At 39.6% G+C, this 26,196-nt stretch carries 23 protein-coding genes and 1 pseudogene; 8 read left to right on the top strand and 16 right to left on the bottom strand.

Features of this window, described 5'->3' with window-relative positions; translation table 11 throughout:
* Window positions 1-59: 59 nt before the first annotated feature.
* The 8 genes from AAV97_RS03710 to AAV97_RS03675 all read right to left on the bottom strand — a co-directional run bounded on the left by AAV97_RS03710 (window position 60) and on the right by AAV97_RS03675 (window position 7,505).
* Window positions 60-1,025: a p-hydroxyphenylacetate 3-hydroxylase reductase component gene (locus AAV97_RS03710; RefSeq protein ID WP_171249345.1), complete on the bottom strand. Its 966-nt coding sequence runs from the start codon at window positions 1,023-1,025 to the stop codon at window positions 60-62.
* Window positions 1,026-1,096: 71 nt separating this feature from the next.
* Entirely contained in the window at window positions 1,097-2,050 is a 954-nt protein-coding gene (locus AAV97_RS03705; protein WP_046759850.1) for a PDR/VanB family oxidoreductase, read from the bottom strand.
* 34 nt (window positions 2,051-2,084) lie between these two features.
* Window positions 2,085-2,822, bottom strand: coding sequence for an SDR family NAD(P)-dependent oxidoreductase (locus AAV97_RS03700; RefSeq protein WP_046759849.1), 738 nt, complete (start codon window positions 2,820-2,822; stop codon window positions 2,085-2,087).
* Between the two features lie 10 nt (window positions 2,823-2,832).
* Window positions 2,833-3,318 (bottom strand): aromatic-ring-hydroxylating dioxygenase subunit beta, encoded by a 486-nt coding sequence (locus AAV97_RS03695; RefSeq protein ID WP_004831284.1) that lies wholly within the window; start codon window positions 3,316-3,318, stop codon window positions 2,833-2,835.
* A 10-nt stretch (window positions 3,319-3,328) separates the two neighbouring features.
* Window positions 3,329-4,606, bottom strand: a complete 1,278-nt coding sequence (locus AAV97_RS03690; protein ID WP_046759848.1) for an aromatic ring-hydroxylating oxygenase subunit alpha — start codon at window positions 4,604-4,606, stop codon at window positions 3,329-3,331.
* Between the two features lie 30 nt (window positions 4,607-4,636).
* Entirely contained in the window at window positions 4,637-5,164 is a 528-nt protein-coding gene (locus AAV97_RS03685; RefSeq protein WP_046759847.1) for a nuclear transport factor 2 family protein, read from the bottom strand.
* 43 nt (window positions 5,165-5,207) lie between these two features.
* On the bottom strand, window positions 5,208-6,374 hold the full coding sequence (locus tag AAV97_RS03680) for an acyl-CoA dehydrogenase family protein (RefSeq protein WP_005029794.1): 1,167 nt from the start codon (window positions 6,372-6,374) through the stop codon (window positions 5,208-5,210).
* 18 nt (window positions 6,375-6,392) lie between these two features.
* Window positions 6,393-7,505 carry an amidase gene (locus AAV97_RS03675; RefSeq protein WP_046759846.1) on the bottom strand — a complete coding sequence of 371 codons (1,113 nt, stop codon included), beginning with the start codon at window positions 7,503-7,505 and terminating at the stop codon, window positions 6,393-6,395.
* 149 nt (window positions 7,506-7,654) lie between these two features.
* Here AAV97_RS03675 and AAV97_RS03670 point away from each other — a divergent pair, with 149 nt between their 5' ends.
* Window positions 7,655-8,122, top strand: a complete 468-nt coding sequence (locus AAV97_RS03670) for a MarR family winged helix-turn-helix transcriptional regulator (RefSeq protein WP_004831289.1) — start codon at window positions 7,655-7,657, stop codon at window positions 8,120-8,122.
* A gap of 49 nt (window positions 8,123-8,171) precedes the next feature.
* Here the strand turns inward: AAV97_RS03670 and AAV97_RS03665 are convergent, their stop codons facing one another.
* The 4 genes from AAV97_RS03665 to AAV97_RS03650 all read right to left on the bottom strand — a co-directional run bounded on the left by AAV97_RS03665 (window position 8,172) and on the right by AAV97_RS03650 (window position 12,807).
* Window positions 8,172-9,170, bottom strand: coding sequence for a 3-hydroxybutyryl-CoA dehydrogenase (locus AAV97_RS03665; RefSeq protein ID WP_005029799.1), 999 nt, complete (start codon window positions 9,168-9,170; stop codon window positions 8,172-8,174).
* Window position 9,171: 1 nt separating this feature from the next.
* Window positions 9,172-10,278: an NAD/NADP-dependent octopine/nopaline dehydrogenase family protein gene (locus AAV97_RS03660; RefSeq protein WP_046759845.1), complete on the bottom strand. Its 1,107-nt coding sequence runs from the start codon at window positions 10,276-10,278 to the stop codon at window positions 9,172-9,174.
* Window positions 10,279-10,377: 99 nt separating this feature from the next.
* Window positions 10,378-11,373, bottom strand: coding sequence for an AraC family transcriptional regulator (locus AAV97_RS03655; protein ID WP_046759844.1), 996 nt, complete (start codon window positions 11,371-11,373; stop codon window positions 10,378-10,380).
* A gap of 90 nt (window positions 11,374-11,463) precedes the next feature.
* On the bottom strand, window positions 11,464-12,807 hold the full coding sequence (locus AAV97_RS03650; RefSeq protein WP_046759843.1) for a spinster family MFS transporter: 1,344 nt from the start codon (window positions 12,805-12,807) through the stop codon (window positions 11,464-11,466).
* Window positions 12,808-13,183: 376 nt separating this feature from the next.
* On the opposite strand from AAV97_RS03650, the gene AAV97_RS03645 reads away from it, so the two are divergent.
* The 4 genes from AAV97_RS03645 (at window position 13,184) to AAV97_RS03630 (ending at window position 18,211) form a co-directional block, all read left to right on the top strand.
* Window positions 13,184-13,576: a hypothetical protein gene (locus AAV97_RS03645; protein WP_046759870.1), complete on the top strand. Its 393-nt coding sequence runs from the start codon at window positions 13,184-13,186 to the stop codon at window positions 13,574-13,576.
* A 507-nt stretch (window positions 13,577-14,083) separates the two neighbouring features.
* Window positions 14,084-15,475 carry a GntP family permease gene (locus AAV97_RS03640; protein ID WP_046759842.1) on the top strand — a complete coding sequence of 464 codons (1,392 nt, stop codon included), beginning with the start codon at window positions 14,084-14,086 and terminating at the stop codon, window positions 15,473-15,475.
* Between the two features lie 32 nt (window positions 15,476-15,507).
* The gene (locus AAV97_RS03635; RefSeq protein WP_046759841.1) at window positions 15,508-16,668 is read left to right on the top strand and encodes an iron-containing alcohol dehydrogenase; all 1,161 of its coding nucleotides are present in this window, start codon (window positions 15,508-15,510) and stop codon (window positions 16,666-16,668) included.
* A 46-nt stretch (window positions 16,669-16,714) separates the two neighbouring features.
* The gene (locus AAV97_RS03630; RefSeq protein WP_009584622.1) at window positions 16,715-18,211 is read left to right on the top strand and encodes a CoA-acylating methylmalonate-semialdehyde dehydrogenase; all 1,497 of its coding nucleotides are present in this window, start codon (window positions 16,715-16,717) and stop codon (window positions 18,209-18,211) included.
* A gap of 362 nt (window positions 18,212-18,573) precedes the next feature.
* On the opposite strand, the gene AAV97_RS03625 is transcribed toward AAV97_RS03630, so the two are convergent.
* Window positions 18,574-19,326, bottom strand: coding sequence for an IclR family transcriptional regulator (locus tag AAV97_RS03625; protein WP_046759840.1), 753 nt, complete (start codon window positions 19,324-19,326; stop codon window positions 18,574-18,576).
* A gap of 565 nt (window positions 19,327-19,891) precedes the next feature.
* Here AAV97_RS03625 and AAV97_RS03620 point away from each other — a divergent pair.
* The 3 genes from AAV97_RS03620 (at window position 19,892) to AAV97_RS03610 (ending at window position 23,752) form a co-directional block, all read left to right on the top strand.
* Window positions 19,892-21,481, top strand: a complete 1,590-nt coding sequence (locus AAV97_RS03620; RefSeq protein ID WP_046759839.1) for an alkaline phosphatase — start codon at window positions 19,892-19,894, stop codon at window positions 21,479-21,481.
* Window positions 21,482-21,496: 15 nt separating this feature from the next.
* Window positions 21,497-23,026, top strand: coding sequence for an alkaline phosphatase (locus tag AAV97_RS03615; RefSeq protein ID WP_046759838.1), 1,530 nt, complete (start codon window positions 21,497-21,499; stop codon window positions 23,024-23,026).
* Between the two features lie 69 nt (window positions 23,027-23,095).
* Window positions 23,096-23,752 (top strand): hypothetical protein, encoded by a 657-nt coding sequence (locus tag AAV97_RS03610; protein WP_046759837.1) that lies wholly within the window; start codon window positions 23,096-23,098, stop codon window positions 23,750-23,752.
* 227 nt (window positions 23,753-23,979) lie between these two features.
* Here AAV97_RS03610 and AAV97_RS03605 read toward each other — a convergent pair whose 3' ends face one another.
* The 3 genes and pseudogenes from AAV97_RS03605 to AAV97_RS03595 form a co-directional block, all read right to left on the bottom strand.
* Entirely contained in the window at window positions 23,980-25,047 is a 1,068-nt protein-coding gene (locus tag AAV97_RS03605) for a maleylacetate reductase (protein WP_046759836.1), read from the bottom strand.
* A gap of 11 nt (window positions 25,048-25,058) precedes the next feature.
* A complete protein-coding gene (locus AAV97_RS03600; RefSeq protein WP_046759835.1) occupies window positions 25,059-25,424 on the bottom strand; it encodes a nuclear transport factor 2 family protein in 366 nt (121 codons plus the stop codon).
* Between the two features lie 312 nt (window positions 25,425-25,736).
* Window positions 25,737-26,196, bottom strand: a pseudogene (locus AAV97_RS03595) (acetyl-CoA C-acyltransferase); the annotation flags it as partial.

Genomic DNA, 26,196 nt, shown 5'->3' with positions numbered 1-26,196 from the left:
TCATCCTATACGACAAAAAGCCAATAACTGAACTTAATCAGTTACTGGCTTTTATAATCTTATGCAATTCCTGCAATATCCTTTAAGATTTTTATAAATACTTCCTTTTCTTGTTCAGGGTATTTTTCAAAAACTTCATTTTGATGACTGTCTGCAATATCAAATAAATAATGTGCTGTTTTCTTACCCTTTTCGGTCAATTTGAAAAAACCATCACTTTCAACCATTAAGCCATCTTTTTTAAGAATTGTTGCAGCCTGTTCAACCTCGCGCATCGGCATGGCAATATCTCGAGGTAAATCCGCTTTATTGGAAGCTGTTCCACTTCCCAATACCAATAATAAGCGAGCTTCACTGGTACGGAACCCTGTCACAAGCTGTTTAGGAATATAATCGGTTTGATAGAATTTAAACGCCCGACTCATCAGATAACACACATTACTGTATAAATGTCCTTGATGAAGTTGCCCTAAATCCTCTGGTTCAGCTTGAACGGTATCTTTCAACTGAAGCAAAGGGTGTGGAATTACCCCAGAATAAGCCCCTTGATGGTAAACCAAAGGACTACGCCCTTGATCATGAAACTTCACCACTTTTCCAATAATGATCCAATGATCTCCACCTTCAATAATTTCATGTCGCTCACATTCAAACACAGCCGAACAATGGTCTAAAACTGGTGCTTTGCCTGCACCAGGCTGATAGCTTGTTCCGTCATATTTGTCGATATTACGGCGTGAAAATTTGTTGGATAACTCAATTTGAGAACCCGATAAAATATTCACAGCAAAATGAGTGGCTTGCTCAAATACAGAAAAACTAGATGAGTTCTTATCAATACTCCATAGAATCAAAGGCGGGTCCAAAGACACAGAGTTAAAGCTATTTGCAGTGACACCAACTTTTTCACCTTGATCATTTTGTGCGGTGACGATGGTGACGCCAGTTGCAAAATTTCCTAATGCACGTCTAAACTGCATCGGATCTATTGCGATTTCATCCATTGATTGTCGTGAATTCATTATTCTCTCCTGAATTTTTATCCTATTCGATGTCCTATCTTTGTCATCTCGATATCTTGGTTTAATCCAACTGATTAAATATCAAGGACCAACCGTGCTGACTTAGATCGAGAACAACACACCAATATTTGTTCATTGCTAGACTTTTCTTCATCTGTAAAGTACACATCACGATGGTCTGGTTCGCCTTCAATCACATCGCACATACAGGTACCACACACCCCTTGTTCGCATGACATCTCGATGTCTATGCCTTCACGTGCCAAAGCTTGCAAAATGGTTTCTTCAGCATTGACCATAATAATCTTGCCACTACGTTCAGCCACGACTTCAAAAGCATCTCCGCCAGTTTCTACCTCAACCTGAAAATACTCTTTATGAATTTGCTGTTCGGGGAAATTTTGACTAAGGGCTAAGTTAATTACCCAATCCATAAAGCCATTCGGACCACACGTATAAATATGGCTATCTTTTTCGATGTCTTGAATGGCGGATTGGAAAAACTCACGATGGTTGGCACCTTCCGATTTAAAATGAAAGGTGCTAAACGGTGCCAGCACACCATTTTTAATTTCATCGACAAAAGCACACTGCTCTGGGCTTGCTCCACAATAATGCAGCTCAAAGGAAGCGCCTTCTTGTGCGAGTTGATAAGCCATCGTAATCAAGGGCGTGATTCCAATACCCCCTCCTACTAATACCGCATGTTTGGCTTTAACCAATGGAAATAGATTTTTAGGTTCACTGACCTGAATCTGCATGCCATCTTTTAAATCATCAAATGCAGATACTGACCCACCTCGTGATTCAGGATCACGCAAAATTCCTAATCGAAAGGTACCAATCGCATTTGGATTTTGACAAAGTGAATACTGACGTACCATGCCATTCGGCAAATGCACATCAATATGTGCACCTGCTTCAATTTTTGGTAATGCCGTTGAATTTGCAGACTCAAATTCCATGACTGCAACATTTCCACCTTCAACGTGACGGTTTCTGACAACCACATTATAGAGTATCGTCATGATTTATCTCCTTATTATGTGCTGAGCGCTAGGCTTAGCGCATAAATAATCCACCGTTAATATCCCACGTTGCACCAGTCACAAATGCAGCACTTTGGCTTGCCAGTAATGCACAGGTCTCAGCGATAAACGTCATACTGCCTAATGCCTTAACAGGGATATTTTCAATAAATTGCGTCATTTTTTCGTCGGATACCACGCTATGTACAATCGGTGACTCCATCGGTCCGGGAGCAATCGCATTCACAGTCACCCCTTTGGCTGCGAATTCCTTAGCAAAAATTTTAGTTAGGGTGACAATTGCGCCTTTGCTCGCTGCATAGTGTGCGCCTGTAGCAGTTCCACCATTTTGACCAGCCAAAGAAGCCATATTCACGATACGCCCATAACCCTGATCAGCCATGTATTTGCCAATAATCTGGCAAGCTTGGAAAGTGCCACGTTGGTTCACCTGTGTCACCCAGTCAAAATCCGCAGCAGTAATCTCTAAAACAGGCGTTGCCTTGGTCACAGTTGCATTGTTAACCAATACATCCAGTCTTGAGAATTTCTCTTGAATCCACTGCACTGCTGCATGAAAGTCAGCCTCTACTGAAATATCGAGTTTTAAGGCAAACATATTTTCAGCATATTGACTGCGTGCTTTGGCATTCTCTGCCTTTTCTAAGTTACTTGCTGAAACAATGACTTGATGTCCTTGAGCCGCAAAATATTCGGCAATGACATTACCCAATCCAGAAGCAGCACCTGTCACTAAAACCACCTGTTTCATTTTTCTGCTCCTAGAGGATATAACTGATACCCGCCAAGGTATCGGTCGAGTTGACTAAGTTAATAATTTTTCTGTTGATTTTAAATCCATGCTCTGAGTCACGAACCAAATGAAATGTCACATCGGCGGTATAATGTTTTAGACTTTCCTTACGAAACTCACGTAAGTTTTGTGCGCAACGTAAAATAATTTCACCATCTTGATCTTTTACAATGCGAACACGTGAGACACTACGTACAGTATTGGCTTTTGGTGCAGTTGAAATTGCCTCACCATTTTGTAAACGTTGCACACGTAACTTACGCATATGATGATCGTCATAGGCATAGTTCAAATTATTTTCATAATCTGTCAGTTTGGGATCAATTGGAATAATATACACGCCCTTCTCATTCCATAAATCTAACCAGTTATCATGCTCAGAGTGGTCCAACATATCTGCCTCAGCCCAAATAAAAGCTGTAATTTCATTGAGTAAATCTAAATCAATTTTCATGGCATTCTCCTTAAGCCGTCATCAACTTTTTCCACTGCTGATAAGCAGCACGCATGCCTGTTTCAGCACTGACATCACTCTTTAAACCATCTTCAGTTTTCACTTCACCCGGTAGACCGCGATTTAACATGATCCATAAATCATTGCCTGCGTTTGCACCATGTTGTACACGTTCCCATGCCTCAGAATCGTCTGGAGTTCCAAAACCAAATGGTCCTTGGAAATGTTCATGTAGACGTAAACGATATTGATTGGCGATTTGTGGTCCACCATCCATGGTAATGACGGAGTGGTGAATTTCGGTTTCTTTGGCTGAAATAGGTTGCATGACTCGGAAGAAAGCCATTGAACAGGCGATGTTAGGAAACAAATTCAAGTTAAAACCAGATCCGCCAACAGCACGTACGATGCGACGGACTTTCAATTCTTCATGACCTTCATCACGTAAAGCCTGAGCCAAGTCCTCAAAGCGCTCTTGGATTGGTCGCTCCATTAACTCTTCATCTAGATCGACCAGTTCAGGAATCATCACCATGACACTGTGACCATTGCCTAAGTCTTCGACAAAACCAGGTTGATTTTCAAAATTGAACAGTTCTTCTGTTTTCTCATCAACTGAGCTTAAGAAAGACTTATGTACCAATGGGAAATGATAGGCATCCGTGGTATTTTCTAACTGAATTTTCCAGTTACCTGGGAAATGAAAACGATGCTCACCCAATACTTTGATTGGATACCCTGCACCTTGCTTCATAAACAGATCAATCCATTTTTTAGCAGCTCCCAAGAAATCTTCTAAGGGTTCAATATCCTGTTTAAATGTGGCAAAAATCATTCCATTGTATTCTTCAACCCGTAAGCTCACCAACGGAAATTCAGACTTGTCGAGACAGTCTCCATAACTTTCAGGTGAAGGTACACCGCGTAATGAACCATCGAGCGCATAGCTCCAACCATGATAAGGACAGACAAAACTATTGGTCTTGCCCTTTTTATGTTCGCATACTGTTGCTGCACGATGACGGCAACGGTTTAACAAAACATGAACTTTCTTCTTGCGATCTCGAACCACAACAACAGGTTGTTGACCTATATTGATCGTTTTATAACTTCCGCCTTCAGGAATTTCACTGGCATGTGCCACCCAGACCCAAGTGCTGTAATAAATTTTTTCCATCTCTTGTTCGAAGATATGTTCATCTTTATATAAAGAGGTATGTACACGATCACTTTGAACCAAATCACTGTAATCAACTTCAATGTTCTGCATTGGAATAATACTGTTCATATCAATTATCCTTTTCAATCTATCCATAGGTTATTGCTGAGACGGTACTGGCAATTTCGCTGTACTGTTCCAGTGGGATACGGGGCGACTAAAAATATTTTCAGTCTGGAAATGTTTAATTTTCCAACGCCCATCGGCTTGCTGTTTAAACTTCACTGTAAGTTTTGCGGCATTTAAATGGCTTTGATCATCAGCAAAGGTTGAGGTTTGCAACATCAACCAACTTGCATTTGCCTGTTCATCATTTATTTCAATTTGTTCTGAACTGACGAAGTGCGCATTCATCACAAAATGTGATTCTTTCTGGGTATAGCTTTTAAACATATTAAAAATGGCGTGCCAAGAATCATAACGTCCAAAAGATTGGGCATATTTTTCCCCAATCCCTTCCCATATACTGTCTGGATCAAATAAATCCATGAGTTCATCTAGATCAGTATCGGCATTTAAGCCATCACAAATTTCCATATAGCGGTTGATACAATTACGAATCGCATTTTGTGCTTCAAGTTGTTGTATCCGCTGTAAAAGATGCTGTAAAACGACTTGATCATTCATCTTTGCTTCATCCCTGTACTATTTTTTAATGTTGTTTATCAAACTATAGATAACCGGGTGTTGGCTTCATGCCAAAACTGACCAATGCCGCATTTTGTAAGGTGGCATCTCCCATAAAGGCATGCTGTGTCACCACATTGGTATCATTCACAAAACGGCTAAATGGATTGTGGGTATAGATTGCGGTCATACCTGCCAGCATTTGGATTTTACGTGTTACTTGTGCGCAGACTCTTGCTACATGGGTACATGACAAACGCATGTCACTAATCTGTTCCGCTGTTGGTGTACGGTCAGCAAGCACTTCATTCCAAACGATTTGCATGGTGTCATAGAACCAAACACGTGCTGCTTTAAACTCCGCTTCAGCCTGTGCAAATTCATATTGGGTCACCGGACGATTGGCAATTTCAGCCCCACCTGTAATTGAAGATTTACCCGGTGCCAACTTTTGAAACTCTTCAAGTGCTGCTGCTGCTACACCAATCCCGACCACAGTTAAAACCTGTGTTGCCAGTGACAGTGAGGGATATTTAAAAAATGGTTCGGATAACTTCGATGGTTCGCCACGAACAAAAGTCCATTCTTTTGCGACCAGAACATCTTTCACCACCAAATCATGACTACCTGTTCCTTTAAGTCCCACTGTATCCCAAGTCATTTCAATTTGTGCCTGTTGAGCAGGCATAACTGCCATACGTGGCAAACCTTGAGTTTCATTATTTTTTTGTGGTGAAATCCCGACTCCTACGATATCAGCCCCCATGCAGCCACTAGAAAATTTCCAACGCCCACTGACCACAACGCCTTCTTCAGTAATTTCCGCAGGTTGTGGTGGGAAAATACCTCCTGCAAAAACGATATCGGGACTGTCTTGGTATAACTGCTCAAGCGTTGCTTCAGGTAAACTGCCTAAATATGCAGGGCTCATCCCAAAGCTTGCAACCCAACCTACTGAGCCATCCGCTTTAGACAATTGTTCAATCAATTCACAAAACTGTTTTGGTGACCATTCATTGCCACCAAATCGTTTCGGAACCAAAGCACGATATACACCAATTTTTTTGAGTTTCTCGATAATGTCCTGACTAACATAAGCTTGATTGTCAAACTCACCTGTACAAGCACGCTCGCGTATTTCCTGACATAAAGCGTCTAATTCTGCTGTTTTTGTGTCCATTACAAAATCCTTTGTCGCTAACTGATTCATTACCTGCTTCCTTGTAATTTATTGCCCTGCCTGAACGATATATTTCGCAATTGCACAGAGATATTCATCTGCATTTTGTTTTGCCACGATTTGTAAACCGATCGGAAAGCCTGATGCTGTTTGTAGGGGTATTGAAATTGCTGGGTGTCCTGACAAATTAAAAGGACGAACCAAACTGGTTAAATTCAAAAACGCCACTGTATTTTCAGCCTCACTCACTTTGGGTGGAATCTGTGGCAAGGTTGGTAAAATCAAGGCATCGAATTGCGCCAGTAAAGCATCAATTTCAGCCTTAAAATTGGCTTTGATTTGTTCTGCTTGTTGGACTTGATCCATTGTTGTTTGTGCAGCTTTGAGTAATCGACCGTTGACATCTGCTCCAACCAGTCCTGTTTCGGTTAAAGCTGCATATGCCTGCCAGTTTTCATAATTGATAATCTGCATACCTGCTTCAAATGCTGGATCAAACCATTTTGATTTCACCTTAGTCAGTGTCAAATTAGCGTTGGCAAGATAATTCTGAATGGATTCAATCACTACAGCATCAGCACTGACATCAAGCCAAGCGAGTTTTGGTGCCTGCGCTAAGTCCGTTAAAGGGTGAAAGCTTGGATCAATAATCTGCATTGCGGTTTCAATCATGTTGACTGACATTGCAAATGGTCCAACACAGTCCAAAGAACTTACCGCTGGATGCACACCTTGACGACTGACTCGATCAAACGTTGGTTTTAAGCCATATACACCACAGCATGCAGCAGGCATACGGATTGAACCGCCTGTATCAGTACCTAATGTAAAATCAGCCAAACCTGCTGCTACGGCTGCCGCAGAACCACTTGAGGAACCACCGGGGATCAACTCAGGATATTTAGGATTAATTGCCGTACCAAAATGATGGTTAATGCCTGTAATGCCAAAGGCAAGTTCATGCAAATTGGTTTTCCCAGTAATTTGACAGTCAGCTGCCAAAATACGATCCACAACTTCTGCATTTTGAGTCGCAGCAGATGTATTCATTAACGCTTGGCTGCCTGCCATCGTTTTCATACCTTGAATATCGATGGAATCTTTCACCATCACTTTCAAAGCACCTGTGCCTTTTTGTACCTCTTGTACAACGATATTCATTCACTTTTCCATGTATTTTTATAGTTAATATAAATATCGGAAAAAGTAATGTAATTGTCAAGATATTTTTATTGATAAACAACAAAGAAAAATAAATTTAATTTTTGTATAATGGGAAATATCCATTTTTATAAAGTTATTACTTGGCTATGCTGACTCATTTAGAACAATTTCTACCTAACAATGAACCAAGCAGTTTACAAAGCTACCCTTTTTTCTGGATCTCGCAAGTTAACGGAAAATATACCCAGCTTATTGAAAAATCGATTAAAAAATTAGGTATAGATAACACGCGTCGTAAAATTATCTTGAGTACTAATGCTTTAGAACAAGCCAGTATTACAGAGATTGCCAATCTTTCTACGCTCAAATTAACCACGGCAACCAAAGCGATTTATCGTTTAGTTGAAGATGATATTGTGCAAGTTTTTTCATCAGAGGCTGACGAACGAATCTCGATGGTCAAACTGACTGATAAAGGTAAAGAACTGGTTGAACAAATTAATCAGATCAGTCAGGTGACTTTGTCTGGGATTCTAAATGCCTTTGAAGATGAAGAACTTCATCAGTTAAATGCTCAACTCAAAAAACTGTTTAACCTCATGCCTTCGAGTTAAATTTGATCGTAAAAGCTCATCTCTATCGAGATGAGCTAAGCAGCAAAGTTTAAACGGCATCATTTTGTAAGATATTAAACTGTGGTTTTAAATGCTGGCTGGTGATTCGATCTGCAAATTGATGTAACACTTGTTGTTTGTAATCAGCAATATCGACCTGATCATAATTATAAAAGCCTTGTTTTTCACGTAAGCCATTGCGTTGTTGACGCATATTGTCAGCAATGATTTCAGGTGCTTGATAGCGATCTCCTAGCTCCCTCTGCAAATATTGTGAGGCATAATACAAAATATCACCACCACCCCAATCAATGAATTCTAATAATCCCAAAACAGAAAAGCGCAAACCAAATCCTGTACGAATAGCAATATCAATATCTTCAACAGAGGCTACGCCTTCTTCGACCATTCTTGCTGCCTCATTCATTGCCAATGCTTGAATCCGTGGCACGATATACCCAGCTTTAGCATTACATACAACAGGAACCTTGCCGATGTCATGCAAAAAGTGTTTTAAGTCAGCCACCACCTCATCTGAAGTTTCTTCAGAACGGCTTAATTCCACCAAGGGAATCAAATAAGCAGGATTCAACCAGTGTGCATTGATCACTCTCTCAGGATGAGAAATCATTTGCGCAATATCCGTGACCAAAAAGGTAGAGGTTGTCGAAGCAACAATACAATTGGCTAAAATATAGGGGTCTAGCCAAGCAAAAATTTCCTGTTTGAGTGGTTTTACTTCTGGAATAGCTTCAAGTAATAAATCACAATTGGATAAGATCTCGATTGATGCATCTCGGCTTAAAATACTAATTTGCTTATCTATGAATATATGCTGTTCAGCATTGATAAATTTTATTGTTTCAAGCAATCGAAGCTCTTTTTGCAAATCGCTCTGGATTTGATTGTGATAATCTTGGAATTCTATTTCACTTCGTTGCCTAGCATCAATTAACGCGACCTTAAGCCCTGCGTAGGCAAAAGCAATCGCCATTGCTTTGCCCATTCGACCCGCACCCAATATTGCAATCTTTGAAATTTTCCTCATTTTAAACTCCTTGCAATAAGATCGCTTGCAGTTCAGCTTTACTGTGATGGGCTAGACCTAAATTTTCAAAGGTCCGACCTTCCAGATATAAATCTTTTCCAGTAATTGCAGAGGCAATATTCAGCAAACCCTCTGCCACAGGTGTTGCGACACCCGCCCAACGTCCCACCGAAACTAAAAAGGATAATCCTAAACGCGTGTCTTCCAACATATAACGATGTGACTGTAGATCAATATCTTCTCGCCAATCTCCACTATCAGTTAATTTGCCATGCGCACCTCGACCATACATCCATTCATCTCCCTCATCGGCTTTGTTATAGTGATCCGCCAAAGGGAAATGAGGTGCAGCATAACCTAGTGCCTCACGTACTTGCATTCGCTCAACATCGAGCTGATTGGTCACACGGCGAATTGAAGGTTGCGTACCTTCATTGTGAATATCCCAAGCTTCAAAATGCTCTAGCGGACCAGCATTCATGAGGATCAAAGGAGGATGAATAATTGGACCAGCATTCATCAATGCTCCGCTTAAACTATCTTCAATCGGCTCCACACTTGGATAAGCCTGCTTAAGCTGCTGAAAAGCATGTTCTGACAATGCGCTGGGAAACACACCCGTCGGCAATCTTGTAGCATAACCACTAATTACTATTTGATTGACTCCATGTTTACGCACTAAATACGGTAAAGTCCCCGTTTCTGCAAAAGCCACTTCGGCATGGTTATCAGCATCTCGCATGGCTTTGGCGAAAATAAAACTACCAAATGTTGCTGGAGGTAAAAACACCACTTGCCCTGCTTTAAAAAATTTTGCCGCTTGTTGGGCTAAATCTTCATGTGTGGTCGCTGGCAAAGGAATAATGATCAATTCGGCATGTTGGATCGCCGCTTGCAAATCATTAGTCAAGTTGATCTGACTCTGTTCAAATCCCACTGTTAGGGTTCGATCTCCTTGATAATCCTTAACCTTCAATTGCCCTGTCATGGCGAATTGTTTTAAGGCTGCTGAATCACGACGCCATAACACCACGTCATGTCCTTTTTCTGCCATTTCTGCTGCAGCTGCATAGCATCCATGCCCACCGCCGAGTACTGTAATTTTCATGATCTCTCCTGATGATTCATTTTCAATTGATCATAGGTGAGCCATAATCATCTGGCTTATCCAAATGCGCATGGCTTATTCAATTCGCGCAGGCATTTTTTAGTTGAGCTGAGTATTCATTTTTAAGGTCTGAGAAGGCAAACATCCATAGCGCTTTTTATAAATTGTCGAAAAATGTCCAAAACTTTGGATACCGTAACGCAATAAAATATCAGTTACCGTTTCATTGATTTGTGTCGCTTGTAAAGCCTGATGCACATGCTTCAATCGTTGCTCACGGATATATTCCACTGGGGTTTGCTGTAAATATTGCCCAAAGCCTTTTTGTAAGGTACGGATCGACACATCACAGTGTTGACTCAAGTTTGACAATGAAATCGGTTGTTGTAATTGATCTTGAATATACTGTTGGGCTTTTTTCAGATACCGTGGTAAAAGCTGCTGACCTTGTATATGCAACTGCTCGCTATAGTTGTTTGGAATTTTGAGTAAAATCAATTCAATCAGATACTGACTAAAGCTACTCGAAATAAATTGCCAGTTGTGAATATGATAATAAGCATGACACAGATAATTGAGCGTTTCGATCACAGCATCTATGCGCTCATTCGTACAAGACGGCGAAGTATCAAACTGAAGTGGTTTATGAGCAGAATGTCCCAACATCTTACATAACTGTGTGTCTACATCGTGCTGTGACAATTTTAGAATAATATTGCGACAATCTTGGTTGGTGATAATCTGTTGCCGTGTATAAGGATGTGTGACGGACATGATTCCAGCGGATTGCAGCACATGTTGATTTGCTAGACTGACTTTGCATTGTCCTTCAAGCGTAAGTCGAAATAAATAAAAGTTAGATCGCTCATCAATCGTAATCATCACAGGCGCACTATATTTCAAATCGTAGAGCGCATTATTTCCAAAACTAAAACCATTTAATCGTGTATTCAATGGTTCTCTTAAAGCAACATCAAAATGATGCGGACATAAGTAATGGCTAATTTGTTCTTTGATGGTCTGATAGTCATCAGACTTCAATAATAAAAATTCATCCAGATAATGAAGGTGATTCAGTTTGACAGATATTTCCATCATTACACTCCCTTGTTATGGATTGATCAAATCAACAACAACGCCCATCACTAAAGAATGGGCGCTGGTTGGTCATCAAACATGACTAAATCATGAAGCATGTTCCCTTTGCATACTGTCACTAAATGCCTGACAGCCTTTTTTCAATAAAATAAATGCCAATATGCATGAAATTGTTCCCACAATGCTTAATGAAGTTCCGACCATCAGTGGGTTTTCAAAAACTTTATCGCTAATTAATGCCACCAAAGTTGTACCTATTCCAACAGCAACCAGATTACTGATGAGTAAAAAGATGGCAGAAATTTGAGCACGGAGTTGATTTGGTGCCAACATTTGCATCGCTGTCGTTGAAATTGGCATCGGAAAAGATGCAAAAAACATGGCAGGTACAAGGAAAACAACTGAGAGCCATAATTGATCGACGTGGGTAAATATCATCATCGGTAAAATTAAACCGACAATTCCAATAACACCAGTAATCATGGGTGCATCTTTACGACCTTTTTGAATAAACCAGTCATTTAACCAGCCTGCACAGAATACCCCTAAAATATTTGCCACCAATAAAACACTTCCAAGCATATAGCCAGCTTCTGTTGGGGTCAGTCCAAATTTACGCATATAAAATGCAGGTGACCAACTGATTAAGCAGTACAACGCCATCGCATAAAATGTAAAACCTAAATAATGACATTTAAATGTTTGTGCATGTTTTTTGATGAATTTGAAAGCATCACCCATGCTGGTTTTTTCCACTTCGCCTTGTGCATTTAAACGTTGTCCCTTACGTTTTGGTTCTTTGACGGTGAGTAGAACCAATAATCCAATAAATACCCCTGGTAAACCGACAATAATAAATGCCGCCTGCCATGCTTTTAAGGCTCCAAATACAGGAATCAAGATCGTATCCATATTTTTGAGCAAACCAATCACGTACCCACCGACCAGAAAGGCAATACCACCTCCGACAAAAGAACCGATGGAATAAACTGCTACCGCTCGTCCCAATTTATCCTTACTAAACATATCACTAAACATCGAATAGGCTGCTGGGGATAAGGCCGCCTCGCCTACACCTACGCCCATACGACTTAAAAAAAGTTGAATAAAGTTTTTACTGAGTCCACAAAATACTGTTGCGATACTCCAAAAGACCACACCGATTGCAATAATTTTTGGTCGTGAAAATCGGTCTGCCAAATAGGCCAAAGGTAAGCCCATAAAAGCATAAAACAATGAAAATGCTAAACCATGTAATAAGCTAAACTGAGTATCTGATAGACCAAGATCGGCTTTAATCGGTTCAATCATCAGTGCCAATATCTGTCGATCAATAAATGAAAATATATATGCCAACATACACAGTAAAACGACATACCATGCATATATATTGGATTGAGCCCTTGTTGGCTCAGTTGTATGAGTATCCATCTTTCTTCCTTGTCCATGCCATTTTTCTAATGGGTCTACTTATTGAAAAATCTTGCGACCAGAACACATCTCCTTTTCCAGTCAATCTTCAATAAGGTAAATCATCCTGTCATATAATTATTATTTTTACATGGAATTTTCCATAATAGTTCAGGTATAAAGTTATACCTTTTTTGCTATTTTGGCTATTCCCGATTTTCCTCAGTATGATAAATAATTAAAAAATAATCTATAAACATATGATATATTTAGTTTTATGATATTTTATTGCTTAAATAATTTTCTGACCAAAATATATTTTTTAAATTTATATTGAATTTTACATTTATTTTTGCAATAAAATAAAAAGAGAGAAAAGCTTTCAACGGAAATGGATATGGCACTTTTAAAAGAACATGCAATCGAAAGTATACATACAATGCATGTATTGATTGAAAAGATTTTTACTGGACAACATTCAGAACAAGATCTTCCTCTGCTAATTGATTATTTTGCGGATCATTTTGAAATGGTCGGTGCAGCAGGAAAACGAATTAAACTCCAAGAAGTCAAAGGGCTGTTTGCAAATAATCAAGGAAAGATGCCTGATCTTCAAATTGAAATTTATGATGAGCAAATACTGACGCAGAGCTCAGATACCATCGTACTTACCTATACGGAAAAACACACCAAATCTTCGGGTGTACTGATTCGCCGTTCATGTGCACTGATTGAGGAAATTGAAGGAAAAATGCGCTGGAGTTATTTACAAGAAACATTCTTATCCTAAAACATAACCATCATCAATAAATCGTGCCCTGTATCTAATTGATCTGCTAAATGTATATGGGGCATACTCTATTTTGCGATATTCCTCTTTTACTGCCATTTAAAGTTGTTGCGGCTTAAAATTTTTATCCCTTAAAAAAACAATCTTCGATGCATTCAACCCTCCATAAAAATAAATTTATTTCCTCTCATGGTAAAACCCTCTCTTTATTTAGTTTTTTTCTCAATACTTCCGATCTCAACGACAACTGATCATTAAAAAATCACATCATTTTAATGTCTATATTGCATATGAAATTTTAAATTATTCATAAAATCAGGCAATAACACACCCATCAAAACGATCTAACATTTTTAAAATGTACTCAAATCTGATTCTCTCATCTCGGCAGTATAAGAAAAAAATCGTTTTTAATTTTCTGTTGACATCATCAAGATTAAATTATATACATTAATAACGATACGAATCGTATCATTATAGATAGAATGATAAACAGGATGTTTAAAAATGATCGGACTAATTGGAATAGTCATATCCTTAATATTGCTGATGTATTTAGCCTATAAAGGATTTAGCGTTATTGTACTTGCTCCACTACTCGCTTTATTTGCAGTGGCTTGGAGTGGATTAAGTAATGAGCTGCTTGGTTTTTACTCGCAAGTGTTCATGACAGGTTTAGGCGGTTATATCATCAAATATTTTCCACTGTTTTTATTGGGTGCAGTATTTGGAAAATTAATGGATGACTCTGGTTCAGCCCAAACCATTGCCAACTTTTTTGTTGATAAATTAGGACATCGTCGTGCAATGTTATCTATTGTGCTGTCCTGCGCTATTTTGACCTATGGTGGTGTTTCGCTTTTTGTAGTTGGTTTTGCTGTATTTCCAATTGCCTCAGCACTGTTTAAAGAACTTGGTATCCCGAAACGCTTAATTCCAGCAGCGATAATGCTAGGTGCGCTCACCTTTACCATGACTGCTCTGCCTGGCACTCCTGCAATTCAGAATGCGATTCCAATGCCCTTCTTTAATACCGATCTATATGCCGCACCGGGTCTGGGCACTTTAGCGTCAATTTTTATTTTGCTGACAGGCATGTGGTGGTTAAACAAGCGTCTTGCACAAGCAGACCTCAATAAAGAAGGCTATGGCAACCATGTTGAAATGCATGTTGAAACAAAGTTGGTGAAATCAAACCCAAGTCTGATCATTGCATTTGCCCCAATTTTAATTGTGATTATCACCAACTTAGTGCTGACTAAATTGATTTTACCTTCGCTGGACACTGCCTATTTAGCAACAGATAAGTTTGGTAATACTTCATTGAATTCAGTGATTGGATTATGGGCAATCATCTGTGCCTTAGTCTTGGCGTGTCTGAGCATTATTGTTCTCAACTGGAAAGCCATTGTGGATATTAAAGATTCCATTCAACAAGGTGTTTCCTCTTCCTTTTTACCCATTTTCAATACTGCCTCGGAAGTTGGCTATGGTTCGGTCATCGCATCATTGGCTGGTTTTATTATCTTACGGGACTTTTTGGTCGGCATAGCACCGAACAATCCGCTGATCTCGGAAGCCATTGTGATCAACGTATTGGCAGGTATCACAGGTTCGGCATCTGGGGGATTAAGTATTGCACTCAATACCATGGGTGAAACCTATAAAAACCTTGCGATTGAGCACGGTATTTCTCAAGAACTTATGCACCGTGTCGCTTCTATGGCTTCTGGGGCACTTGATTCTCTGCCACATAATGGCGCTGTAATTACCATTATTACCTTATGTGGGTTGACGCACAAACAATCTTATTACGACATGTTTGTGGTTGCGGTCATTATTCCACTGATTGCGCTATGTGGCGTAATCACACTGGGAACATTATTCGGTTCATTTTAAAAACACATCATCCATTACGAAAGGAATTAAAAATGTCTCATTCAGTTAACCTTCCAAGGATTATGGAAGTTGGAAAAAATGCCAGAGCGAAGCTCCCGGCAATTCTTGAAAGTTTAGGTGCAAAAAAGCCACTGATCATTACCGATAAAATGATGGTTACGTTGGGTTATATTCAACAGATTCAAAACATTCTTGAGACAGCAGGAATTGAGAGTGACTATTTTGATGAAACGATTCCTGAACCGACTTCAGGTTCAATCGAAGCTGGCGTTCATCATGTGCAAACTCATCAATACGATGCGATTATTGCAATCGGTGGTGGTAGCCCAATTGACAGTGCAAAAGCGATCAGTATTTTGAGCAAACATGGTGGAGAAATTTCGGATTATAAATTTCCTCGCCAAGTCAATGAAATGGGACTTCCAATTATTGCCATTCCCACAACAGCAGGGACAGGTTCGGAATGTACCCGCTTTACCATCATTACCAACGATCTCACCAGTGAAAAAATGCTCTGTGCAGGTTTAGGATTTCTTCCTGTTGCCGCCATCATTGATTATGAGCTCACCATGTCCTTACCTGCTCGTACCACAGCAGATACTGGTATTGATGCATTAACGCATGCGATTGAAGCCTATGTCAGTAAGAAAGCCGGACCATATAGTGATGCTCAAGCAATTGCAGCGATGAAACTCATCGGACCAAACTTGCAAGTTGTTTATCATCAGCCTGATCACGAACAAGCTCGTGAAAAAATGATGCTGGGCTCTACTTTTGCAGGCATTGCCTTTTCCAATGCCTCAGTCGCTTTGGTGCATGGAATGAGTCGTCCAATTGGTGCATTTTTCCATGTCCCACATGGCTTATCCAACGCCATGTTGCTGCCGATGATCACAGAATTTTCAATACATGCTGCACCTGAACGCTATGCAGAATGCGCTAAAGCAATGGGCTGTGCACATCTTGATGATTCTAATGACGTGGCAAATCAAAAACTAATTAACACTTTAATCGAAATCAATCGCGATCTCAAAGTGCCGACTTTGGCGGAGTTTGGTGTAGACAAACAATATTTCGATGAGGTTGTGCAAACCATGGCAGAGCAAGCGCTGGCATCTGGTTCACCATCCAACAACCCTATTGTTCCTACAGTTGAACAAATGGTCTCGCTCTACCAAAAACTTTGGTCATGATTGAACGCCCTTTTACTATTTTTTATCACAATGAGGATATACCCACATGGAATTAATCGGACATTTTATTAACGGTGCTTTAAATACTGAACACAGCAGAACTCAAGCTGTTTTCAATCCATCACTTGGTACACAAACAAAAGAAGTCGCATTAGCGACCAAAGCAACAGTTGAAGAGGCAATTGCTGCTGCTGAAGCTGCATTTCCTGAATGGCGTAACACCCCTGTGATCAAACGTGCCCGTGTCATGTTCAAATTCAAAGAGTTGCTTGAACAAAATGCTGAAAAAATTTGCCAATTGATTGGTGAAGAGCACGGAAAAATTGTGCACGATGCAGCAGGAGAATTACAGCGTGGCATTGAAAATGTCGAGTATGCTTGTAGCGCACCAGAGTTTTTAAAAGGTGAATTTAGTAAAAATGTAGGACCTTCAATTGATTCATGGAGCGAATTTCAACCTTTAGGTGTGGTTGCAGGGATTACGCCTTTTAACTTTCCTGTGATGGTGCCTTTGTGGATGTTCCCGATGGCAATTGTCTGCGGAAATACCTTTGTCTTAAAGCCGTCTGAACGTGACCCATCTTCGACCTTATATATTGCACAATTACTCAAAGAAGCTGGACTACCTGATGGTGTACTCAATGTGGTCAATGGTGACAAAGAAGCAGTGGATACTTTACTGCATGATACACGTATCCAAGCGGTGAGTTTTGTGGGCTCAACACCAATTGCAGAATATATTTATAAAACCGCAACAGCGGCAGGTAAACGTTGCCAAGCATTGGGCGGCGCCAAAAACCATGCCATCGTTATGCCAGATGCAGATATTGATAATGTCGTAAACTCATTACTTGGTGCGGCTTTTGGTTCATCAGGTGAACGCTGTATGGCATTATCTGTGGCGGTTGCTGTAGGAGATGAGATTGCAGATCAAATGATTTCAAAGCTCTCTAATGAAATCGGTACATTGAAATATGGTCCATACTCCGACAAAAACAATGACTTTGGTCCCGTCATTACTGCACAACATAAAGCAAAGGTTGAGGGTTATATCAGTAGCGCAGAACAGCAAGGTGCAAAAATTGTTGTTGATGGTCGAAATGCAGCACCAGTTGGCTATGAAAATGGCTTTTATGTTGGTGCAACATTAATCGACCAAGTTCAGCCCAATATGACCAGTTATAAAGAAGAGATCTTTGGTCCAGTACTGCAAGTCATCCGTGTAAAAACCATGCAAGAAGCCATGAATCTGATTGATGATCATGAGTATGGTAACGGTACGTGTATCTATACTCGTGATGGTGAAGCTGCCCGCTATTTTAGTGATCACATCAAAGTCGGTATGGTGGGTATTAATATTCCGCTTCCAGTTCCTGTGGCTTATCATAGTTTTGGCGGATGGAAACGTTCATTATTTGGTGATTTAAATGCATATGGTCCAGATGGTGCTCGCTTCTACACACGCAGAAAAACCATTACTCAACGTTGGCCAAGTACCAATGTCCGTGAAGGCGCACAGTTTGCGATGCCGACATTAAATTAATCCTATTCACTGATGTTACGCACTTGATTTAAATTAAGTAGGTGAAAAAGAAAAAGCTAAATTTACACGACGGAGTCTTACATCCAAAGTTTAAATTTATGGAATAGCCTTCGGCTCGAGGTACTTTTGTTTTGTCAAAAGTACCCAAAACCATTGTCATCCGCAGAACTCGTTCACTATCGTCAAAATATTCAAAGTTTCGCAGAAACTTTACTTATTAGGAGGAGTCCTGCCTCAAGCAATTGCGGATGACATTTTCGCGTATCCATATTCTTCTAGCTCCAAAATTTAATTTTAGAGTTACTGCGTAACATCAGCTATTAACTTTGTTTGAACAAAAGCAGACTTTATCGTCTGCTTTTTTATGCAACTTCAATTAATTTATTTAAATCATGTGCTGCTTGACGTAGTAAAGGTTCAAACTGCAACAGGTCTTCAAGTGATTTTCGGATGGTTGGTGCATGTACATATAAACAGGCAATAATCGTATCACCACGCTGAATTGGTACTGAACATGCCACCATACCCGAAATAAACTCCTCATTGTCTGTTCCAATTTTATTTAAATAAATCTGATCTAAATTTTCTTCAAGTAATACTGGGTCAGTAATGGTATTTCGTGTGAGTTGCGTAATCGGTAAATGCTCTAAAATACTTTTTCTACGTTGACTGGGTTGGAAACTTAAAAAAAGTTTTCCACTTGAACTACACCATAAAGGAACAGTTGAACCGACAGGTAAATACACCTGCAATGGCCAGTTGGCTTGTACACGGTCGGTATATAACATTTGATTATTATTTAGGATGGCAATGCCACAAGTCTCATTAATTTGGTCTGAGAGTTTTTGTAATATCGCCAATCGTTCCATTTTTCGCGGCTCTTGCTCCCAAGAACTTAGCAGCAATTTATAGGTTCGATCACCCAAGATATATCCACCATACATATCCGTTTTAACGAATTTTTCTTGTTCCAGTGTCTGTAGTAAGCGATGAATACTGGGTTTTGGAATATCCAGTTCAACGGAAAGATCGAGGGGTGTTGGAGGATGTTTTGCTGTTGATATGGCTTCAATAATGTCTAAAACGCGTGTAATTGATGAACCTTTTTTATTCATTCTCATGTTCCCAACAATTCAATCTGGTCAGTCTATGTTCTGCACTTTGTTTATCATAACAGATTGTATCTGATAAATAATAATTGAGGTTTTATCAATAATTCCAAAGATAGACATCAACCGCCTTATAGACGACTTATATTTAATATTTGGGGCTGTACTTGATAAGGTTTTTCTGAAAGTAAACCCTGAAAGGTCATACATAATCATTTCAAACAAGATTGATTCTATTGAGGATTTAGTAACTTACATGAATCCACCTCAAAAGCATTATTCAAGATCAATGCGTATTGGTATTCAATAATAATGAAAGTGAAAAGATTTTAGTTTGAATCCATTTCCTCCCTACAATCATCATTTGAGTGACGAAACAACTTCATTTATTACGTCATTATCATCGTTCATTTTTTAATTTTGAAGACACCATATGAAGACATCATAGTTAAATTACAAATTAGTCATATTTAAGAAATTCTAAACATAGAAATAAAAATGTCATGATCCGTGATTAGACTCAAATTGAACAAAAAAAAGCCACTATTATTATTCAAAGGGTATTTGATCTATGTTCTTTCTAAAAATGACCAAGAGGAAAAAACTTCTCGCATTCAGCTTGTTAGCAATCCTCGGCGGTGCAACCATTACAGCTTGCTCGGACAATGACAAAGATAATCCGCAAGTGGTTACACCAGTAAAACCAACGACGAAGAATGTCATTTTCTTCTTGGGTGATGGGATGGGCATCACCACCTTAACCGCTGCACGCATCTATTCAGTGGGAGAAGATGGCGATTTAACCATTGATCGCTTACCAGAATCAGCTTTTGTACGGACCTTTTCTGAAGATGGTCAAGTTACAGATAGTGCACCATCTATGGCCGCCTATATGACAGGCGTAAAAATGAAAAATGAAGTCATTTCAATGCAGACAGGTACTGTTGCGACACCACCCAATAGCAATGGAACAAGTAACTGCGACAGTGCTGCCGACAATAAAGATAAAAAACCAACAGAAACCCTACTTGAACTTGCCAAGTCAAAAGGAATGGGAACAGGCATTGTTACCACAACACGTGTTACTCATGCTACGCCTGCAACCACCTATGCTCATGTTTGTCACCGTGATGCAGAAAACGATATTGCAGCACAACTGGTTCCAGGGGGCAAAAGCACAGGTTATGCAGCATATAACACTAAGCTCAAAGATGGTGTCGATGTCATTTTGGGTGGTGGTTTAAGACAATTTAAACCTACCACAGCGGGTGGAAGACGTGCTGATGGTCGTGATCTTATTCAGGAAATGCAAAAGCAAGGTTATAACTTTGTTGCAAATGGGACTGATTTTGCAAAAGTCGATCCAAGCAAAACTCAAAAACTTTTAGGCTTATTTAATTCCAGCCATCTCAATTATGACCTTGATCGAGTGAATAAAAAAATTGATGAACCGAGTCTTGCCGACCTTACCAGCAAAGCGATTGATGTACTACAAGCTAAAAATAAAAGCTTTTTCTTGATGGTAGAAGGTGGACGTATTGACCATGCACTGCATGACACCAATGCAAAACGAGGACTTCAAGATACTGTGGCATTTGATAATGCAATTAAAACTGCAATTGAAAAAATGAAAAAAACAGACCCTGAACTCAAGAATACATTGATCGTCGTCACTGCTGACCATGACCATACAATGGTTCTGAATGGCTATGCAAAGCGTACAGGGAAATATGTTAAAGGTGGCGAAACCAGTGTTCTTGGACTGGTTAAAAACTATAACGGTGAAGGTGTAGCAACAGATATTAACGGAAATCCGTATGCCATTATCGGATTTGGTACAGGTAAAAAACGCCTTGATTTTGATCGTAAAGAACCACGTGGTGTGCTCGTCGACAACGATATTTGTAATCCAGTCAAAGGACCTGTTGGAAACTATAAAGACAGTCTCGGTACAGACATCAGTACTGTTGGCTGGTGTACAGGGGTTGCCTCAGATGACTTTCAACAAGAAGCCGTCGTTCAAACAGGTTTCGCTGATGACGAAACACATGGAGGAACAGATGTATTTTTAGGTGCAATAGGAGCTGGATCTGAAAACTTTTACGGCAGCCTTGAAAATACTGAAGTGTTTCAACGTATTCGAAAAGCCATTGGTCTATAAACAAGGAATATAACCATGTCAAAAAATATAAAACGAGACAAAATCAACCTTGGGGCGTCCATCATTGCTGCCACATTATTACTGAGTAGTATGTCTGTTCAAGCAGCGGGTGAAGCCAAAAATGTGATTTTCTTTCTAGGTGATGGTATGGGACCAACCGTGGTCACTGCCAGTCGAATATATGCTTATGGTGAATCAGGTAAACTCACCATGGATACATTTAGCCGTGCTGTGCGTATCAAAACCTTTTCTGAAGATGGACAAACGACGGATAGCGCACCTTCAATGGCAGCCTACATGACAGGACAGAAAACCCGTAATGAAGTGATTGGGATGAGTCCTGGTACAGTAGCCGTTGAACCAGTAGCAGGTAAAGCACCTGATGGGACAAGCGTTCGGAATGCTGTAAATCGTTGTCCAGAACCTGGTTCAAGCACTGCGGCAGGTACAGCTGCAATGACAATTCTTGAATTGGCAAAAGCCAAAGGCAAAAAAGTTGGGGCAATCACCACAACTGAACTGACCCATGCAACCCCTGCTGCAACTTTTGCACATGTATGTAATCGAAATGCCCAGTTTGAAATTGCCCGTCAAATTATTCCTGGTGGGGCTGGCTACAACAGCAAACTACTTGATGGTGTGGATGTATTGATGGGCGGTGGTCGTAATCACTTTACCCCATACAGCCCTAGCAATAGCAGAGGGCGTATTGATGGACGTAATTTATTAAGTGAACTGTCGGCAAAAGGTTATACCGTTGCTGCAAACAAAGCCGAAATGCAATCTGCGCCACTCAACAAAAAATATATTGGACTTTATACGGCAACCTCTCACCTTGCCTATGATCTGGATCGTTTGAATGGTAAGGCACCAGATCAACCTAGTCTTGCAGAAATGACCGTAAAATCACTTGAGATGCTACAGGCACAAAGTGGCGACAAGGGTTATTTTTTGATGGTCGAAGGCGGTCGTATTGACCATGCCCTGCATGGCACTAATGCCAAACGTTCACTACAAGACACTATCGCCTTTGATAATGCGATCAAAGCCGCTTTAGACAAAGTGAAACAAACTGATCCTGATCTCAAAAACACCTTAATCGTGGTCACAGCAGACCATGACCATACCCTAACCTTTAATGGCTACAACGCCCGTACAGGAAAAACTACAACGACTAATCCGGGGATTTTAGGCTTAAGTTATTTATATGCTGTTGCCAACACAGCTGCCGCACCAAATCGCATTTTGGCGGATGGAAAACCACATGCTCCTGCCCTTGATGTAAATGGCAATAATGGATCAGTACTGGTATTTGGTAATGGTGGTGGTCCTCGTCCGACTTCTCGTGTCAACATTTCTGAACAAGATGCTGCTTCTGATGATTATCTGCAAGAAGTTGGGATTCGCATGGGTGCACCTGGTTCTGAAACCCATGGTGGTGGTGATGTCATGCTATATGCAGAGGGTGCAGGTTCATCGATATTTAAAGGAACACGTGATAACACTTGGGTCTTTAGCAAATTAAAAGAAGCTTTTGGGTTCTAAATTCTGATCTATTTAAAACCTCAGCGAGGTATATCTAGCTGAGGTTTTCTTGCTTATACAGGGTTATTTATGCGTTTTATTATCACTGTTTTATTTATCTTCTTCATCCATACTGTTCAAGCCGCACCAGTGCTTAAAGCGACCATTAGCCGAGAGTCTCAAGTGATCGGCAATGATGGTGTTACCCACACTTCAGTATTTCAAGAACACATGTATCGTGATCAAAATAATGTTTGGCTTGAACGAGTGCTTCCAAAACATCATCAACATTCAACTGATGCTAAAAATAAACCTAGCCATAAACACCTAGATTTATCTGAAACGGCACAACATTATTTTCTCGACAATAAAAAATCAACACGACTCAATTTGGTTTTGCCTGAGGATAAAACTGTCATTCATTTACAAACTGTAGATATTGAAATGCTGGGTTTGACTAACTGCTGGACTTGTGTCTTTTCCATTTTTGATTCCCGATCAGTGAAAAAAATGAAAATCACTCAACAAGGTAATGGCTATACATGGTATGAGAGCCAAAATGCAAAAAATAAGATTAAAGTAAAATGGGACAATAAAAATAATTTAGCGCTGATCATCGATATTCGCAGCTTAAATGGGCAAAGTTACAGCTTGACCAAAACCCACATCCAACAAGTGAATATTACGCCACCATGGACTCAATATGGCAAATTCATCTCGAAGGAATATGCAGATTTTGGGGATTGAACTATAGCTGATTAAAGTATAAAAAGCTTAATCTAACTGGAACATATTTTTATTTGGCTGATGTTCAATATTTCCTAAGCCCTCTTCCAAATTAACAACTTTCTAATAAAAGATTGGACATCAACCGAATTTTTTTAATAAAAATTTTAGTTTGATTTTATGAAAAATCCAACCGACCTAAATAAATAGATCAGCATAGTTCACTCATTCATGAGTAATTCATAAATTTAATTAGGACGTGAGCCTTCAAATGCATTTTGTAATAAACGGCGAATTGCATTTTTTTCTATAGCTTCAGGATTCCAATATGGATTGGATAATGCAATTTCCGTTGCCTTATCCAAATCTGATTCAGTTAATCCTAATTCTGCCAAAGATCTCGGTCCGTCAAGCTCATTAACCAGATCAAATAATGCATTTGCTGCTGTAGTTTCTTTTGCTCCTAGTGCTCTTTTAATCCTATCCATCGCTTCAGGAACAGCTTGCTGGTTATAAGCAATGGCATGTGGTAACACAACCGTATGAGTCTGTGCATGTGGTAAATTAAAACTTCCTCCTAAGGTATGACAAAGTTTATGATGAATCGCCATGCCGACATTTCCTAGCACATAACCACACAGCCAAGCGCCATATAAACATAAACTGCGTGCTTCAATATCTTGATCATTTTGCTTTAGAAGTCTTAATCCATCTGCCAAAGCCTTAATTCCCTCTTCAGCCAACAAAGACATAATCGGATTACCATTTTGAGCGTATAAACCTTCTGCTGCATGTGCTATGGCATTGATACCACTCGTAATAGACATATTTAATGGTAAACTTAATGTAAGTTCAGGGTCATAAATTACTGTTTTTGGCAAAACTCGAGGGTCGTTTCCTGTTTTCTTAATACCATTTTCCGTGATGCCATAAACAGGGGTCATTTCCGAACCTGCATAAGTGGTTGGGATCGCAAGTATCGGCAGGTCATCCTCTAAAGCAATTGCTTTCCCTAAACCTGTCGTTGATCCGCCGCCTACAGCTATCGCACAGTCGGCACCTAATGCTCTTGAGACATTTATTGCTTCTTTCGCTGTTTCAATGGGTACATGCATAACTGCTTTAGGGAATATTCCTACACAAGAATGCCCTAGCAAATCAGATATCTTCTCTGCTAACTCAACCTGTTCAGGTGTACATAAAATTAATGCCTTTTTTGCCCCTAAAGCTTTAATTTCAGCTTTTAAATTTTTAAGAGAACCTACTCCAAAAATTACTCTGCTTTGCGGAACATCATAGATAAATTCTTTTTTCACATTTAATCTCCTTATGGCAACGGTGTTGGCTGATAGGCATAAAATAACCACTCGTTATTTTCTTTTCTCCAAATTGCTAATGATTTATTCTTTAAAATTTTTTGAATATTTCCAGCAAGGACTTCACAATGCATTTCACCAAAGACCAGTGCAATATCACCAATAATTTGAATTTTAGAAATTGGGTGTTCGATCCACTTATAATCATAAAAGCCATCAAACAATTTATCTAAGTACGATTGTTTTGAATCAGTGATTCCACTGGTATGCGTATAAGTCATTTCAGGATGAACCAGTTTGGCAAAATCTTTATAACGTCTTTCAACGATTGACTTAAACCGTTCATCCTCAAGTTTTTTGATTAGAATATCTTCCATTAGATTGATTACACTTTTAAATAACTCAAGATTTAATTCATCCTATCTTTTATAAAAAATTTTAAAAATAACGATTTAGGAAATTATATTTTCATAATTGAAAGAATATTTTTTATTAAATTTATTTATTAAAAATCAAAGAATTATAAAAAATCACAAACATACTATCTAAAATATTTTTCATAAATAAACTCTGCTTTCTTTTATTTTTTCTTATATTTAATACTAAATAAATTCTAGTATTTTTTGATTTACACAAATTAAAAGGATCCTAAATAAGCACCCTTTTAATTGATTATAATCACAAGAAAGTTATATTACCCGTTGAATAATCATGGCGATGCCTTGACCCACACCGATGCACATTGAACACAAAGCATATTGCCCTTGAATCTGTTCAAGTTGGTTGAGGGCGGTTGTCACCAAGCGAGCACCTGATGCACCCAATGGATGACCTAAAGCAATCGCACCACCATTCGGATTGACCCGTGCATCATCATCTGTCAAGCCTAAATCACGAGTCACCGCTAAAGCTTGGGCGGCAAAGGCTTCATTCAGCTCAATCACATCCATCTGCGCTAAACTCAGATTTGCCTGTTGAAGTAATTTCTTGATCGCTGGTGCAGGTGCAAATCCCATGATTCGAGGTTCTATACCCACGGTTGTCGCTGCAATGATTTTGGCACGTGGTTTTAATTGATACTGTGTAACGGCTTGATCTGATGCGATCAGTAAAGCGGCTGCACCATCATTAATTCCTGAAGCATTGCCC

The sequence above is a fragment of the Acinetobacter sp. Ag2 genome (assembly GCF_001005515.1).
GTDB classification, from domain to species: Bacteria; Pseudomonadota; Gammaproteobacteria; order Pseudomonadales; family Moraxellaceae; genus Acinetobacter; species Acinetobacter bereziniae.
This window is presented reverse-complemented; position numbering and strand designations above follow the sequence as displayed.